The organism is Sporofaciens sp. SGI.106, assembly GCF_050314255.1.
GTDB lineage: Bacteria > Bacillota > Clostridia > Lachnospirales > Lachnospiraceae > Claveliimonas.
Genome location: NZ_JBNPMZ010000018.1, coordinates 16984 through 33283, shown reverse-complemented (window position 1 = coordinate 33283; position 16300 = coordinate 16984). Strand labels below are relative to the sequence as shown.

17 protein-coding genes are annotated in these 16300 nt (G+C 42.0%); 4 read left to right on the top strand and 13 right to left on the bottom strand.

Going from position 1 to position 16300, the window contains the following annotated elements; translation table 11 throughout:
• The first annotated feature begins 72 nt into the window (after window positions 1-72).
• Window positions 73-2343, top strand: coding sequence for a glycogen/starch/alpha-glucan phosphorylase (locus ACQRCC_RS12140; RefSeq protein ID WP_427851046.1), 2271 nt, complete (start codon window positions 73-75; stop codon window positions 2341-2343).
• 56 nt (window positions 2344-2399) lie between these two features.
• Here the strand turns inward: ACQRCC_RS12140 and malQ are convergent, their stop codons facing one another.
• The 3 genes from malQ to ACQRCC_RS12125 all read right to left on the bottom strand — a co-directional run bounded on the left by malQ (window position 2400) and on the right by ACQRCC_RS12125 (window position 6804).
• Complete coding sequence (gene malQ, locus ACQRCC_RS12135; RefSeq protein WP_427851045.1) at window positions 2400-3923, bottom strand: 4-alpha-glucanotransferase; 1524 nt, start codon at window positions 3921-3923, stop codon at window positions 2400-2402.
• A 114-nt stretch (window positions 3924-4037) separates the two neighbouring features.
• Window positions 4038-5396, bottom strand: a complete 1359-nt coding sequence (locus ACQRCC_RS12130; RefSeq protein WP_427851044.1) for an MATE family efflux transporter — start codon at window positions 5394-5396, stop codon at window positions 4038-4040.
• A gap of 97 nt (window positions 5397-5493) precedes the next feature.
• The gene (locus ACQRCC_RS12125; protein WP_427851043.1) at window positions 5494-6804 is read right to left on the bottom strand and encodes a Na+/H+ antiporter NhaC family protein; all 1311 of its coding nucleotides are present in this window, start codon (window positions 6802-6804) and stop codon (window positions 5494-5496) included.
• Between the two features lie 161 nt (window positions 6805-6965).
• Between ACQRCC_RS12125 and ACQRCC_RS12120 the strand changes: the two genes are divergently transcribed.
• Entirely contained in the window at window positions 6966-7790 is an 825-nt protein-coding gene (locus ACQRCC_RS12120; protein ID WP_427851042.1) for a TrmH family RNA methyltransferase, read from the top strand.
• On the opposite strand, the gene ACQRCC_RS12115 is transcribed toward ACQRCC_RS12120, so the two are convergent.
• Genes ACQRCC_RS12115 through ACQRCC_RS12090 form a run of 6 tightly spaced genes read right to left on the bottom strand, consistent with a single transcriptional unit; the run spans window position 7787 to window position 11347 of the window.
• Window positions 7787-8809 (bottom strand): DUF2804 domain-containing protein, encoded by a 1023-nt coding sequence (locus ACQRCC_RS12115; protein WP_427851041.1) that lies wholly within the window; start codon window positions 8807-8809, stop codon window positions 7787-7789. The genes ACQRCC_RS12120 and ACQRCC_RS12115 overlap by 4 nt on opposite strands.
• A 1-nt stretch (window position 8810) precedes the next feature.
• Window positions 8811-9347, bottom strand: coding sequence for a methylated-DNA--[protein]-cysteine S-methyltransferase (locus ACQRCC_RS12110; RefSeq protein WP_427851040.1), 537 nt, complete (start codon window positions 9345-9347; stop codon window positions 8811-8813).
• Entirely contained in the window at window positions 9337-9879 is a 543-nt protein-coding gene (locus tag ACQRCC_RS12105) for a DNA-deoxyinosine glycosylase (protein WP_427851039.1), read from the bottom strand. Before ACQRCC_RS12105 ends, ACQRCC_RS12110 begins: the two co-directional genes overlap by 11 nt.
• 4 nt (window positions 9880-9883) lie before the next feature.
• The gene (locus ACQRCC_RS12100) at window positions 9884-10333 is read right to left on the bottom strand and encodes a hypothetical protein (RefSeq protein WP_427851038.1); all 450 of its coding nucleotides are present in this window, start codon (window positions 10331-10333) and stop codon (window positions 9884-9886) included.
• Window positions 10334-10339: 6 nt separating this feature from the next.
• Entirely contained in the window at window positions 10340-10753 is a 414-nt protein-coding gene (locus ACQRCC_RS12095; protein ID WP_427851037.1) for a DUF2871 domain-containing protein, read from the bottom strand.
• A gap of 24 nt (window positions 10754-10777) precedes the next feature.
• The gene (locus ACQRCC_RS12090; protein WP_427851036.1) at window positions 10778-11347 is read right to left on the bottom strand and encodes a TetR/AcrR family transcriptional regulator; all 570 of its coding nucleotides are present in this window, start codon (window positions 11345-11347) and stop codon (window positions 10778-10780) included.
• A 234-nt stretch (window positions 11348-11581) separates the two neighbouring features.
• On the opposite strand from ACQRCC_RS12090, the gene ACQRCC_RS12085 reads away from it, so the two are divergent.
• Together ACQRCC_RS12085 and ACQRCC_RS12080 are read left to right on the top strand one after the other, a co-directional pair.
• Window positions 11582-12835: a chloride channel protein gene (locus ACQRCC_RS12085; protein WP_427851035.1), complete on the top strand. Its 1254-nt coding sequence runs from the start codon at window positions 11582-11584 to the stop codon at window positions 12833-12835.
• Window positions 12819-13241, top strand: coding sequence for a potassium channel family protein (locus tag ACQRCC_RS12080; protein WP_427851034.1), 423 nt, complete (start codon window positions 12819-12821; stop codon window positions 13239-13241). The genes ACQRCC_RS12085 and ACQRCC_RS12080 overlap by 17 nt, the downstream gene beginning before the upstream one ends.
• Before the next feature lie 44 nt (window positions 13242-13285).
• Here ACQRCC_RS12080 and ACQRCC_RS12075 read toward each other — a convergent pair whose 3' ends face one another.
• The 4 genes from ACQRCC_RS12075 to ACQRCC_RS12060 form a co-directional block, all read right to left on the bottom strand.
• Window positions 13286-14641 (bottom strand): MATE family efflux transporter, encoded by a 1356-nt coding sequence (locus tag ACQRCC_RS12075; RefSeq protein WP_427851033.1) that lies wholly within the window; start codon window positions 14639-14641, stop codon window positions 13286-13288.
• 166 nt (window positions 14642-14807) lie between these two features.
• A complete protein-coding gene (locus tag ACQRCC_RS12070) occupies window positions 14808-15170 on the bottom strand; it encodes a type II toxin-antitoxin system HicB family antitoxin (protein ID WP_427851032.1) in 363 nt (120 codons plus the stop codon).
• Window positions 15154-15411: a type II toxin-antitoxin system HicA family toxin gene (locus ACQRCC_RS12065; protein WP_427851031.1), complete on the bottom strand. Its 258-nt coding sequence runs from the start codon at window positions 15409-15411 to the stop codon at window positions 15154-15156. The genes ACQRCC_RS12070 and ACQRCC_RS12065 overlap by 17 nt, the downstream gene beginning before the upstream one ends.
• 123 nt (window positions 15412-15534) lie before the next feature.
• Window positions 15535-16197: a PIN domain-containing protein gene (locus ACQRCC_RS12060; RefSeq protein ID WP_427851030.1), complete on the bottom strand. Its 663-nt coding sequence runs from the start codon at window positions 16195-16197 to the stop codon at window positions 15535-15537.
• Window positions 16198-16300: the final 103 nt, after the last annotated feature.

Below are 16300 nucleotides of genomic sequence, written 5' to 3'. Positions count from 1 at the left end.
TACAAGCTTATTCCGGATAAATATGATAAAAATAATGTAACAGCAATATTACCTGGAAAGGAGATTTTAATCATGACAAAGAAATCACTTGAAATAAAACTTACAGAACTTTGTAAAAAGGAAATTGCAGCCTGTTCTTATGAGGATATTTACACAGCACTTCTTCAGATTGTAGATGAGGAAAGTGCACTCCACGTAAAACCGGTAACCGGACGCAAATTATATTATATTTCTGCCGAATTTTTGATTGGAAAACTTTTGAGCAACAACCTGATCAACCTTGGTCTTTATGATGATGTAAAAGAAATACTGGAAGAAAACGGAAAGACTATTGGTGAACTGGAAGAGACCGAACCAGAACCGAGCCTTGGAAACGGAGGTCTGGGACGTCTGGCTGCCTGCTTCCTGGATTCTCTCGCCACATTAAATCTTCCAGGCGACGGAATTGGTCTCCGTTACCACTGTGGCCTCTTTCACCAGAATCTGACGGATGGACTTCAGAGTGAAGCCCCTGATTTCTGGATGGGCGGACATGACTGGGCTAAAAAAACAGACAAAACTTATCATGTATCCCTGGCTGATAAGGACTATGAAGCCCGCTTATATCAGATTGCCGTTACCGGTTATGATGGACGCACTAATCAACTGAATCTTTTCGACCTGGATACTATTGATGAATCTATCATTACCGATGGAATCGCATTTGACAAAACAGATATTGACAAGAATCTGACCTTATTCCTCTATCCGGATGACAGTGATGATGCCGGACGCAAGCTTCGTATTTACCAGCAGTACCTGATGGTAAGTGCCGGAGCTCAGATGATTCTTGAAGAATGTGTGGAGCGCGGAAGTGATCTCCACGATCTGGCTGACTATGCTGCAATTCAGATAAATGATACCCATCCGTCCATGGTCATCCCTGAACTGATTCGTCTTCTCTGTCAGAAGGGAATCGAATTTGATGAAGCCGTCACCATTGTTACTAATGTCTGCGCTTACACAAACCACACCATTCTCGCAGAAGCTCTGGAAAAATGGCCGAAATCTTATCTGGAGACCGTAGTTCCACAGTTAATGCCGATTATTAAAAAGCTCGATGCAATCGTAAGTGAAAGAACAGAAGATAAATCTGTAGCCATCATTGATGAATACAATCAGGTTCATATGGCAAATATGGATATCCATTTTTCACACAGTACCAATGGTGTTGCAGCCCTGCATACAGAAATCCTGAAAAACAGCGAACTGAATCATTTTTATAAATTATATCCGGAAAAATTCAACAACAAGACCAACGGAATCACCTTCCGCCGCTGGCTTCTGAAATGTAATCCGGAGCTGACAGATTTCATTGAGAATCTGATTGGACCGGGATTTAAAAAGGATTCTTCCGAATTGGAAAAACTGGCTGCTTTTGCGGATGATGAGAAGGTTCTGAAGGAACTGATGCAGATTAAAAAAGATAATAAAACTGCTTTTGCAAGCTGGCTTCTGAAAAAACAAAATATCCAGGTAGATACAGACAGTTTATTTACCATTCAGTCCAAGAGACTTCATGAATACAAACGTCAGCAGCTGAACCTGCTGTACCTGATTCACCAATATTTTGAGATTAAGTCCGGTCATCTTCCGTCAGCACCTATCACTGCAATATTTGGTGCAAAGGCAGCTCCTGCATACACCCTTGCCAAGGACATCATCCACGCGCTGATCACTTTATCCAAAGTATTTGAAAATGACCCTGAGGTCTCTCCATGGATTCACATTGTCTTTATTGAAAACTACAATGTAACTGCAGCAGAGATGATGATTCCGGCATGTGACCTGTCCGAACAGATCAGTCTTGCTTCCAAGGAAGCTTCCGGTACCGGAAACATGAAATTCATGCTAAACGGTGCCCTAACACTTGGAACCATGGACGGAGCGAATGTGGAAATCGCACAGGCTGTCGGAAATGACAATATTTACATCTTCGGTCAGAGCAGTGAACAGGTCATCCGTAGATACGCCAAGGGTGATTATTCCGCTCACGAATGGTACGAAGCAGACCCTAATATCCGCAGAGCTATTGATTTCCTTACTTCCGAAGAAATGCTTCACAATGGACATGAGGAAAATCTGACACGGCTTCAGAGCGAACTGAAGGGTAAAGACTGGTTCCAGACACTTCCGGATTTCAATGCTTACGTTGTTCGTAAAAACCAGGCTATTGCCGATTATGCAGAGAACCCGCTTGACTGGGCACGCCGCACACTGATCAACATCAGTAAGGCTGGATTCTTCTCATCCGACAGAACGATTGAAGAATATAACCAAGATATCTGGCATTTAAACAAATAATCCATAAAAAATGGGATGTACACTCTCTGGTGCACATCCCATTTTTATGAATTATTTTACTGATCCTTTTCTGCATCCCACTGCCAGCAAAGGCGTCCATAACGTCTTGTAAGAGTACGGATGTCTTTCTTTATTTTCTCGGACAGATCCTTTTTTGTAGCTCTCCATTTCCAGTTCTTACCGACTGTAGATGGCTGGTTGGTACGGCTTTCATTGCCAAGTCCCAGATAATCCTGCATTGGAATTACACAGAGATTTGCACAGGAACGCATTGCCATTGCTACCAGATTCCAGTACAGTTTCTCATCCGGTGTATATTCATCACACAGATAATCTCTAACCATTCTGCGTTCTTCTTCCGTAATACATTCATACCATCCTGCCAGCGTCTCATTATCATGTGTTCCGGTGTAAGCAACACAATTGCGCTCATAATTATGTGGAAGATAATCTCCCGCACTTCCCGTATCTCTGGAATCAAATGCAAATTCCAACACCTTCATGCCCGGAAATCCGGTATTACGAACAAGCTGACGCACAGAATCTGTTACATAGCCCAAATCTTCTGCAATCACTTGGCGGTCTCCCAACGATTCTCTCATCTTGTAGAAGAGGTCAATTCCCGGTCCCTTCTCCCAATGTCCATTCTTAGCATCCTTATCACCATAAGGAATTACATAGTACTCATCAAATCCTCTGAAGTGATCGATTCGAAGAACATCATAAAGCTGGAAGCAGTACCAGAGTCTTCCCATCCACCACTGATAACCGGTCTGTCTGTGATAGTCCCAGCGATACAGCGGATTACCCCAGAGCTGTCCTGTCGCGGAAAATCCATCCGGCGGACATCCTGCTACCGCCGTCGGAATATTATTCTCATCCAGTCGGAATAATTCCGGATGTGCCCAGGCATCCGCACTGTCCATCGCAACATAAATCGGAATATCTCCAATAATCAGAACTCCCTTTTCATTTGCATAACGCTTAAGAGCCATCCACTGTTCATGGAATTTGAACTGAAGATACTGATGGAATTCAATTTCAAAATACTGTTCTCTTCGATAATAATCCAGCGCATAGCCATAACGGAGACGGATATCCTCTGCCCACTCAGTCCACGGTGCTCCGCCAAATACATCCTTCACAGCCATGAAAAGCGCGTAATCCTTAAGCCACCACTCATTTTCCCGGACAAACCGGTTATAAGCATCATTTTTACTAATATCACTTCTCTCATAAGCCTTTCTCAAAAGCTTATAACGGCCCTTATACATTTTCTCATAGTCAATAGATGACGGATCATCTCCAAAATCCACCGCATCACATTCTTCTTTCGTGAGCACGCCTTCCTCAATCAATGCTTCCAGACTGATAAAATACGGGTTGCCCGCATAAGTTGAAAATGACTGATACGGAGAATCCCCATAGCTTGTTGGGACAAGCGGCAGAATCTGCCAGTAGCACTGTCCTGCCTCTTTCAACCAATCCACAAAATCATATGCACTCTTTGAAAAACAGCCAATTCCATACTTAGAAGGCAGACTGCTGATTGGTAATAATATTCCTGCAGTTCTATTCATCGATTTGTACTTCCTTTCATTCCTTTTAGACAAAGTTCTATTTTAATACTAACATATTTACCACAGATTTTATTATCAAAAAAACAACTTTCCATCAAAAATATTTCACCATATCTACCACTCTCTGGTCAGATCCCTGACCCATATGTATTTGCGATAGTGATACATCACCCATGGAATCTTACCAACCTCATCCAGGCAGGTGCAGGCATAGACCACCAATACCGGCCAATGCAGAAAGAATGTTCCCGCAACCGCCAGTGGAATGGCGATTCCCCACATACAGATTGCCAGACTGTACATATCAAAAATCGTATCTCCTCCGGCAGCAAATATTCCGTTGATAACAATGGTATTTACCGTACGGCCAATCATATAGAATGCCATGATAATCATCATCCCAATCAGATACCAGCTTGCCTGATCCGTCATTTTCACAAATTTCGTAACAAAAGGTGTCACAGCCAACATAATTGCCGTAGATAAAAATCCAGTCAGGAATGCAATCTTGACAAGTCGGTCTCCGTACTGTTTTCCCCGCTCCAGATGTCCTGCGCCCAACTCATTTCCAACCAGGATTCCCCCTCCATTGGCAAGACCATTACACAGGCAGCACACCAGATCTCTTACCACAGCCGCAATGGAATTGGCAGCGGTCGCATCGGTTCCCAAATGGCCCATAAATGCAGAATAGGATGTGAATCCGACTCCCCAGAACAGGCTTGCCCCCAGAAGCGGGAGTGCACATTTTGTAAAGTCCCGGGAGAGGAGCTTATTCCTTTTAAATATCCTGCTCAAATCCGGATGAATGTATCCTTCTTTATAAGAAAGTACCAGCACCCATCCAAGCTCTATGACTCTTGAAATCAAAGTGGCAACTGCCGCTCCCTGTACTTCCATCGCCGGGAGACCAAACAATCCGAAAATAAACACCGCATTCAATATAATATTAATTATTACTGCACCGGAACTGACGATTGCCGTCTGCGATGCATGCTCGCTGACCTTCATAGTTGCCAGATAACACTGGGATATACCTGTCAGCAGATACGACCATCCCGCAATCTTGAGATACCTCACTCCAATCACAATCAGTGCTTCTTCATTCGTGAAAATCATCATTAGATACTGCGGAAAAAATACACATCCGATAAAAAAAACGAACGATGCCGCAATACTCAACCGAAGCCCGATACAGAAGATGTCATTGACCGTACCAATGTCCTGTTTCCCCCAGTACTGCGCCCCCAAAATCATAATAGTAGAGACAATTGCAGCCAGAATCATGTTTTGAACAAACTGAATCTGGGTTGCAAGCGATACCGCTGCCATGGAATTCTGGGTCACGCGCCCCAGCATAAGCGCATCTGCCGCCGCCACCGATGCCAGCATCAGACTCTGCAGGGCAATGGGTGCCGCCAGATGCAGGAGTTTATTCCAAAACATTCTATCCGAAAATAATTTATCTTTCATTTAACACACCTCAGCGTTACTGGTCTGAACCACCAGTTTTTCTTTCTCATTCACTCTAATAAAACAGGCGCCGGTAATTATCCCGCCGCCCGTTTAATTATTTATTTTTCCCCGGTATTACGAAGATAAATATCAATGAACTTATCAGCAAAAGTCCCGGATAGAAAAGCTTCGGAATAATATCAAATGCTGAAAGTTCGAATCCCATCTCATGCACTGCAGACAGCGCAACCAGCATCTGTGCACCATATGGAATCACGCCCTGGAAAATACAGGAAAATGTATCCAGAATAGACGCAGTTTTTCTTGATGTAACCCCATATTCCTTTGCCATCTCAGCAGCAATCGGATTAGCCATAACAATAGCAACCGTATTATTTGCGGTAGCAATATCCATAGCACCAACCAGAAGTCCCATGCCGAGCTGTCCGCCTTTTTTCCCTTTAAATACTTTTCTGATTCCGGAAAGCAGTGCTTCAAAACCACCGTACTCTCTGATCAGCGCACACATTGCAGATACCAGAATTGCAACCATACTTGTTTCGAACATTCCGGCTGCTCCGGAACCCATACTTCCTATCAGATCTATCGCTGCAATCTGCCCCGTCGCAAGCATGATTATCGAACCGGATACAATACCTACCAGAAGAACTACAAACACATTAATACCGATAATTCCTCCAATCAGAACCAGAACATACGGAATAATCTGAATCAGGTTATAGTCCTGTGTAACTGCTCCTTCCAGATCTGTATTCAGGGACAGCACCAGAATTAACACCAGTGTTACAAGCGCTGCCGGAAGGGCAATCCCGAAGTTCTCACGGAATTTATCCTTCATTGCGCAGCCCTGTCCATTACATGCGGCAATCGTAGTATCTGAAATAAACGACAGGTTATCTCCAAACATGGCACCGCCCATAACGGATGCAACACACAGCGGCAGGCTAAATCCGGATGCAGTGGACACAGCAACTGCAATTGGGGTAATCAGTGTAATCGTTCCCACGGAAGTTCCCATTGCTGTAGACACAAAGCACGCCACTACGAATAATACCGCAACTGCGAATTTCGCAGGAATCAGCGACAGCATAAAATACGCAACACTCTCAGCACTGCTTCTTCCTACCACTCCGACAAAAGCTCCTGCAGTCATAAAAATCAGAAGCATGGTAATAATGTTCTTATCCGCCATTCCCTGAGCCATAATCCCCAACTTATCATCAAACTTTACTTCCCGGTTCTGAAGACATGCCACAAGAATTGCAACAAGAAATGCGATAACGATAGGGATATTGTAAAATCCCATCGGAATCTTCATAACATATTCAAACACAATTCCCAGGCCCAGATATAGCACTAGGAAAACGCCAATCGGCAATAACGCCTTTGGATTACTTTTTTTCATAGTTGTACCTCTCATTCCTTTATCTTTTTTACATACAGTATTACTTTACCATTCTAACAAATTGTAGGTCAAGTATTATCAATTTATTATAGCGCATATCTTACAAAACCACTATAATATCTTTATATTAAATTCCCTATTAAATTTCAAAGGAGTCTCTTATGCCAAATATTATAGAAATCACAGATTTTCATGCACCGGAACTGGATCCCTATGCCCGCCTTACAGAACGGCAGCTTTTAAACAGGGACGAACCAGAAAAAGGACTCTTCATTGCTGAGAGTCCCAAAGTAATTGAGCGCGCTCTTGACGGTGGGTGTGTTCCTGTTTCCCTTTTACTGGAGCGCAAGCACATCGCCGGCGAGGCAAAAAATATTATTGAACGCTGCGGTGCCATTCCTGTATACACTGCTGATTTTGAAATTCTGACGCAGCTTACCGGATTTAAGCTGACCCGGGGTGCATTGTGCCTGATGCATCGCCCACATCTTCCTTCCATAGAGGCTGTCTGCGCCGGAGCCCGCCGCATTGCAATTCTGGAAAATGTAATGAACCCCACCAACATCGGTGCAATCTTCCGCTCTGCTGCTGCACTGAATATGGATGCTGTCCTCCTCACGCCGGGATGCTCCGATCCCCTTTACCGCCGCGCCATACGCGTCAGCATGGGATGTGTATTCCAGATTCCATGGACATTTCTTGGGCAGGAAGAATCCTGCTGGCCCGAACCGGCAATTCGCTCTCTTCAAAACGCAGGATTTAAGACTGCTGCCCTTGCCTTAAGTGATAATTCCGTCAGTATCCGGCATCCGGCACTTCTGGCAGAAGAAAAGCTTGCCATTGTTCTTGGAACTGAGGGTGATGGTCTCGCCGCCAGTACAATCGCCAACTGCGACTATACTGTAAAAATACCCATGACTCACGGCGTAGATTCCTTAAATGTCGCAGCCGCCAGTGCAGTAGCTTTCTGGCAGCTGGCAAATTAATATCTGTTATGTACATCTTCTGCAAAACACATGACATCCTTAATTTCCAGAACCGTTCCGTCATCCAGTACTGCCTTTCCGCTCATTCTGCCGAACACCTGATGCTGATCCGTCTCAATGATCAGCGCGGCAGTCCTTGCCGCCCGGTCCATAACCGGCACGAACTCCATCTCGAACCGGCCGTCACTGGATGAGAACGTCCATGGTTTCACATAACTGTCTTCCGGTATATGAAACGTAATATCGTCAAGCTTATGTGCCACTCCATCGTAGAACAGTATATTTTCCGATGCTGCGGATGTATCTCCAAATCCATATCCAATATTGAAGCCAAACGGTTTTCCATTTACACGTGTATTTCCGGATCCCCAGTACCAGCGGTTATCATATGTCCAGACTCCCCTTCCCCAGTCAAGCGTGCCAAAATCCTTTTCTTTTGAAAAAGTATATGTCTTTCCATCAAAGGTCATAGTACCACTTGCCGGCATGCAGTTAATCTTCTGGTTATAATAAAAAGCTGTCTTTTTCTCCTTCCATGGTGTCGCAATGACCATAGTATCCATCCTGGGCTGGTCCAAAACAATGCTGCAGGAAAATGTTTTTCCCTGATAAAAATTTTTAAATTGACAGCCAATCCGGCGTTTCCCGTTTCTCACCTGAAATTCCATATGCAGGCGTTTATCCCGATAAATGGTATCACCCTTTTCCGATGATGACGGCAACTGGAATTTCCCCATGGGAAATGGATTCAGAATCGTTTCCGTGTGCTCCCAGCCTTCCTTGAAATTCAACAGAGAAACCGACTGAAGACCAATATATCCATCATCAGAAATCGTAAACGCTCCCGCAAAGTCTTCATTTAACACCAGATAATAATCCCACTCCTTGATTCGAAACCGCGGCGCCTTTATCTTTGTCCGGTCATATTGCCATAACTGCTGTTTCGCCCACCCGGGTTCCGAAAGGCTCCCGTCTGACTTTAAAAGTGGCTGCACCCTCGTTACTTCATGATTACGCATTCTAATACCTCCCTTTTTTAGGAATAAAATATTGATCCATATCATGTCCTTCCAAGGACAGTAATTCGACTTTATTTTGGATTCCTCCTCCATATCCCGTTAGATTCCCGCTCGCACCCACGACCCTGTGACAGGGAATAATAATCGAGATAGGATTCCACCCTACCGCTCCGCCAACGGCCTGCGCAGACATCGTCTGCAAACCTCTGTTTCCCGCAATTTTTTTAGCAATATCATTATATGTCAAAGTCGAGCCATAGGGGATATCCTTCATAATATCTATGACTTCCTGTCGAAATGAAGTTAAGCCATTGATTCGATATTCAGGAATAAAATCCGGATCTTTACCGGAAAAATAGATATCCAGCCATCTGCAGGTTTCCTGAAAGACCGGCAAATTCTTTTCTTCACAATCCGGCACATCTCCCGGTACCCGCCTTGAGCCTTCAAACCATAATCCGGTCAGATATTCTCCGTCACTGTGCATTACCATATCCGCAAAGTTATCCGGTGTCTGATACGTCCATTTAAAAATCATAGCGTCCCTCTCCACAAACTATATCCAAACTAATATCCTTCAAAATCACTTTCCATTCTTCCAGCAGCCTTTCCAGCCGAAATGCTGCGTTCGCCGGACTTGTTGAGGGAAGTTTCACAGCTTCTCTCCCCGTTGCTTCATAACTGTATTTCCTATACAACTCCCAGGCTTTTCCGCCATTGGCATAAATCGTCTGAATTGGCGCCTCACTCAAAATTTTCGTAAGATCTGCCGGCACGACATTTTTTATGGAACTGTCACTGGAACCGATAATATCACACTCCGCAATCACATCCCACACAGCAATATGATAGCGCAACAAAAAAGCTTTCTTCTCTGAAATAGTCTCCGGTATTTTATCCAGGTTACAAAGATTTCCCAGCACTTTCCAGAAACGATTCTGCGGATGTCCATAATAAAACTGCTGCTCTCTGGATTTGACCGAAGGAAGCGTCCCCAGAATCAAAATCCGTGAATTGCTGTCATAGACCGGTTCAAATTCATGTCTGATATGCTGATATTCTCCAGCCATCTTTTTACTCCCTTTCGCCACCATTTTCATTCTTGTATGTAAAGAAGATCACTCCAAAAAACGCACCTGCAAGTGCCAGCGCTAATCCAAGTCCCGTATAAAATACAGCAATAAATACATCCGGCACAATTCCGGATGAACGGAGCCAGATGCCACCACCCATCATAAACGCCATAATAAGGTATGATTTTACGTCAAAGAAATGCCACACCGGACGAAATTCTTCCTTATATCCTTTGATACGTTTCGTATGCTTCATACTCATCTTAAAGAACATCACACCAAAGGCAGCAAATACAAGCATTGATAAAAAAATATGCATCACACTAATCTTAATATTATGATAGGATAGAATGCCAAGTCTTGCAACATTAAATCCCGCTATAAGCCACACACAGCTGGCAACTGCCAGTAGTGTCCTCTTTTTTACATGAAAAATATTCCGCTTATCCATAATACTCTAAACCTCTTCTGCCTTTTTAAGAGACATAATCAGTAAAACAATGCCTGTCCCCACCAGAATATGCCCGATTCCTGCAATGCCGGAAATCGCTGCTGATCCTCCTGCTGATAATGGCAGATTCAGCACCTGAATCACACCCCGCACAAGCATCATCACGGACATCAACGAAACTCCAATGTTATAAACCACCATAAAAACACGGAAAATCTTCTGTTTTTCAAAATCCAGCTTTCCGGCAAACAGAGCCACCATTAAAAATACCATCATTCCCAACAAAAACAGGTGTGTATGTACCTTACCTAACGCAGTTACTCCTGTAAAATGATTCATCTTCGTAAATTCCCGGTAAAACACACCACAAATCATAGCTGCAACAGCATAAATTAAAGAAATGTTTAAATACTTTTTCATGTCCTTTACTCCTCCTTCATTAAACTATTCCTTCTTCCGATAAATAACTCTTCGCACCAATTCTACAAGGGTTGTACAATTCTCTTTTTTATCCATGAGAAGCAGCAATATATTATTCATCACAAAATCAATAAAATCTGATTCTGTAAACGTTTCAGAAAACACTGAAAAATCAACTTCCAAATCAGAATGCAAAACCACGATTAGTTTTTCCCTTATATGCTCAAAATACTTCTCCATCATATCTTTCGCTTTTTCCTGTTTTGATTTTGCGATACTAACAGAATGAGCATTGAAGAAATCCGGATACTGGGCAGCTCCATTTTGAACACAACTAAAAATATGTTGAAGATAATCCGGAAAAGAAAAAAACTGTTTGTATTCATTTCCCATATGGAAAATATCTTTCCATACACTTTCAACCGTTGCAATTAACAACTCATTCTTATCTGAATAGTAATTATACAAGGTTCCCAGAGCAATGTCACATTCCTTTGCTACCATTCTCATGTTTACAGCCATAAGACCTTTTTCTGCAACAAGTTGCCTGCAGACCGCCATGATTGCTTCCTTTGACGTTACGACAGTATTCATATGCCACCTCCCAACATGAACAATGTTCATTATAAAGAACTTTAATGGAACAGTCAATAATTCTCTCGAAATAAGACTCTTCTTTGCCTTTGCAAAATATATTTATGTCATACAGCTATTAGTGACAAATCACTCAATTTAGTGTACAATATAATCGGAATATTGAATTAAATAATACTTGTAGCAGATTGTCTTTATACGACAGTATAATAATGAGATAAGGATTATAATCATATGGAAAAAACAAAAACCTCAAACACGTTAAAACTAATACTTTTCTGCGCTCTCCTTGGCGCCGTTTCCGGTGCCGTTCTATGGATATTTCTAAGGATTATTCACTTCGGGACGGAACTTTTATGGGACAGACTGCCGGGAATGATTGATGCCCCTGTCTGGTATCCTGTCGCAGTATGTACACTGGGTGGTGCTATCATCGGTGTGTTCAGAAAGCACTTTGGGGATTATCCTCAACCAATGAATGTGGTAATCGGAACAGTAAAGAAAACCGGAACCTATCCGTACCGTAAAATTGTTGTTTTACTCATTGCAGCTGCACTTCCACTGATTTTCGGCAGCAGCGTGGGACCGGAAGCCGGAATGATAGGAGTAATAGTTGCTCTTGGATGCTGGGTAAATGAAAATCTTAAGTTTGCAAAAGAAAATGCCAACCTATATTCCAAAGTCGGCATGGCAGTTTCATTGTCAGTTCTCTTTTACTCTCCTCTGTTCGGATTCTTTTCTGCCGTTGAAAACGAGGATGAACCTACGACAAATGAGAATGAAAAACCTGACCGAAATTCAAAGCTTCTTGTATACGGAATTGCAATTGTATCTTCGCTTGGAAGCATGACTTTATGCAACCATTATTTTGGAAAAGTCTCAGAAGGATTTCCAAGCTTCGAAGGCGTACAGCCGAACAGATGGGATCTGGCTATGATGATCGTCTACCTCATCAGCGGCGTCCTCCTTGGCCTTTTCTTTGAAAAGTCAGAAATATGGATGGAAAAACTCTCCAAAATCATACCGCCTGTTTTAAGTGAGATTCTGGCCGGATTAATTCTCGGATGTGTTGTTACATATCTTCCGGTTGTTCAATTTTCCGGTGAAAGTCAGATGGCTATCCTTATGACTGACTATGCGGAGTACGCTCCGCTCGCCATGATAGGAATCGCTTTTCTGAAGATTTTAATAACAAATATGTGTATTCACATGGGTCTCAAAGGCGGACATTTTTTCCCGGTTATCTTTTCAGCCGTCTGCCTGGGATATGGCATCTCACTACTGACATTTCCACTGGATGCTGCCCATGCAACATTTGCAGCTGCAATAACCACAGCCGCCACCTTAAGTGTGTCCCTCAGGAAACCACTGGCAGTTACCTGTCTTCTGTTCCTGTGTTTTCCTGTTCAGATGGGCGTGTGGATTTTTCTAGCGGCAATACTTTCCAATCAGGTAACAAGGAGTAAAAAGCATGAAAAAAAAGCCTAACAACGCACTAAGCATCGTATTAAAACGAACTCACTTTTTTGAAACTCTTACCTTGTATTTTCTGGTATTCTTTGCATTCGCCTTTGTTATATACAGGCACGAAACAGTATTTGAAACCTATGGGCAAGCTCTGTGGTACTGCTTTGAACTTGTGACAACGATCGGTTTCGGAGAACTTGTTGCAGTCACCAAAATCGGGAAGTTTCTCAGCATACTGCTTTCCATCTATTCTATCGGCATGATAGCAATCATTACGAGTACAGTAGTCACCTATCATCAGGTAAAAATAAAAAGCCAGGAAAACGACGCACTTACCCTGTTTATGGATAAGCTGGAAAGACTTCCGGAACTTGACAAAGAAGAGTTGCGTGAAATATCTGAAAAAATAAAACATCTAAGATCGTAAATCATATGATTTCAATTGAAGAGGACAGCGCATTGATTTATTCATCAATGTCTGTCCTCTTTTCTGCGACTATATCGAAGCCATACAAAACAAATCAGGAAAAAGAAAATTCCATAAACTGTTGTTATTGGTGCCGCGAGTCCCACCATCATCAAAGATGTATCCGGTAATCCGGCAAAAAAAATAGATGCAGGAATGCGAATCAAAAACGCAGAAGAAATTCCCTGAATCATGACTGGAATACTTTTTCCGCATCCATTGAAGTACCCGATACTGCTAAACAGGATACATGTCAGAATACAGTCACTGGAGAACCCTTTTAGATAAAGAGCACTCTGCTCGATAACCTGAGCATTGTCTGTAAACAAAGAAGACAACAATCCTCCTTCAAAAAAACCAATTAAAAAAATAAATATTCCAAGCGTACAGCCTGTAACAATGGCAGTAAAAAAACCTCTACTGGCTCTTTCATACTTCCTGGCCCCTATATTTTGTGCAACAAATGCCGAAACTGTCTGCATTACAGAGGACGGAATTAGCATAATAAAAGATATTATTTTCTGAGCAACACCGTAACCGGCAGACTGCATAAGTCCCATGTGATTAATCGTAGTATTTATCACAAGAAATGAAATCTGTACCATAGTTTCCTGAATCGCAATAGGAATACCTATATTTAATATCTTCTTTAGTTCCACTTTATATATCCGACATTGCTGCAGTGAAAAAGAAACCGGGAGCTTTTGCCTTCGGAGCACAAAAAGCGACGCTATTACAGACACAAGCTGTGCCAGAACTGTCGCAAGCGCAGCACCAGCCGCATCCATATGGAAGCCACCCACAAATAACAAATCTCCCAGAATATTCACAACACATGCAATACCCACAAAAAGAAACGGAAGGTTGGCATTACCTACTCCACGGAGAATGCCACTGATAACATTATATGCAATAATAACCAAAATTCCTCCGGAACATATACGGACATAGATTATGGCTTTCTCATAGGATGCCTCCGGCACTTGAAGAATTGTCATAAGATTTCCTGCAAAATTCTCCAGAATAATGGTCAACACAATCCCTATCGCTACAAACAGTACAATTGTAGTCCCGATGGCATTACCGCTCTCTTTCGGCTTCTTTTCACCAATGTGCTGTCCAATTATGACAGTCGATCCCATCGCCAGACTCGTAACTATAAATGTAATCATCTGCATAAAAGCACTTCCAGTTCCTACTGCAGATATACTGGCCGGATCTCCAAATTGTCCAACAACCAGCAGATCAACCGCACCATAAGCCGCCTGCAAAATCAGAGCCCCCAGTACAGGTAGAGCAAATTTGACTAAACTTGTAAAAACAGAACCTTCTATAAAAGAATTCTCTTTATTCTTTTGCACATTTATTCTTCCTTTCGTTTATAGGAATTGTTTTCTCAATGATCAAGCATATATAAAGAGCTCGAAACCCAGCATATCAAAATACCAGATTTCCAAGCCCCATTTGTGCTGAAAGCAAACTCTTCCACATACAATTTAAACAATATTTTCTCTTATCACAAAATCCTTATTTGGAATATACAGCATCATTTTTAGATAAAAGATATACACAATACTGATTCATGCTTATGCCTTCCCTTCTGGAATGCTCTGCCAACGATCTATGCAAACTACGTGGTATTCGTAGCTTAAATTGTCCCGAATAACCTTCCAAATTGTCAGGCTCATAAATCTCTATTCCTTCTTTCAACGCAGTTTTGAGCCATGTTATTTTTGCATCTAATGCATTCTCCACAGCACTTTCCACTGTTTCACCACAAGTAATGCAACCTGGAAGATCTGGATATGAAACAATAAAACCTCCTTCCTCTTTATCCTCTATAATCTCCATGCGATATGACATTTTCATGTAATCATTCAGCGTTTTCATTGTTCTTTGCCTCACTCTCTACGATCTCTTTTACCATTTCTACATACACTTTCTTAATTGGTTCATGCTTCGGTATTGTAATAGGGTGACATCCATGTTTTCTAAATGTGCAATGACTACTTCCGCCCCTTGGAGAATCTATCTCGTACCCATAGCTTTCCAATACCTTTCTCAGTTCATCAAACCGGAGATCTTTTGATAATGTACATATACGTCTTATTAGTTTATCCCATTTTGACATTCTTTACTCCTTTTCATTATATGTGGTGTCGTATTCGGTGTCAATATTTTATCTGTTTTTTGCTGTTTGTTTTCTTGCATTTTCGTTTCATTCTTTACACTGTATGGGAACCGCACAGTATAGCTACATAATCTGTTTCACAATCCGATAAATATCCGTACCTGCGCATCTGCCAAATGAATGCAACGAACCGGTATAAAGACTTTTTCTCCCATCCGCCCTCTTATTTTCTATAAAATCAATAATTTCTGAAGCCCTGTTTTCATATTCTGTTCCTTCTAATGCTTCCTTCAATCGGTTCTTCATAACATTGCGTTCTTCTGTCCTTGCATGCTCTGCTTCCAAATCCAACATGGTGGATCTTCTCTTTAGTTCCGTTCTCCGCTCTGCATTTTCCGGCGCATTCAACATGATAAAAGCACTCTCAATATTTCGCGCCTTCACAAACTGTACATCTGATCTTGAATCATTTACATCAAAATAATCCAAAACAGCCTGAAATCCCTTATCATTGCTAATGATAGCAAGCTGTTTTTCTCCCCGCTCCTTCAACATTCCACATTCTGCAGCAATATAAAAATCTAAAGCATTCTTACCGGGATTTTTCAACTTTACGATACGAAACTCACACCCCGAATCATTTATAGATTGCATATAATCATATCTGATTTTTCTACATGAATCACTATAGAAAATAATTAATACGTCATCCACACTAAGTGCATCCACACCCTTAAGACCATTGGAAGCACATACATTTTCATAATCCACAAGTATTGTAGCCATAACATTTTCTCCAGAATAATTAATCTTATACTTTTCTTTCTCTTGCATATTTTACATCTGTATTATAAAATATAACCAACGGTTAATTACATATTATATTAAC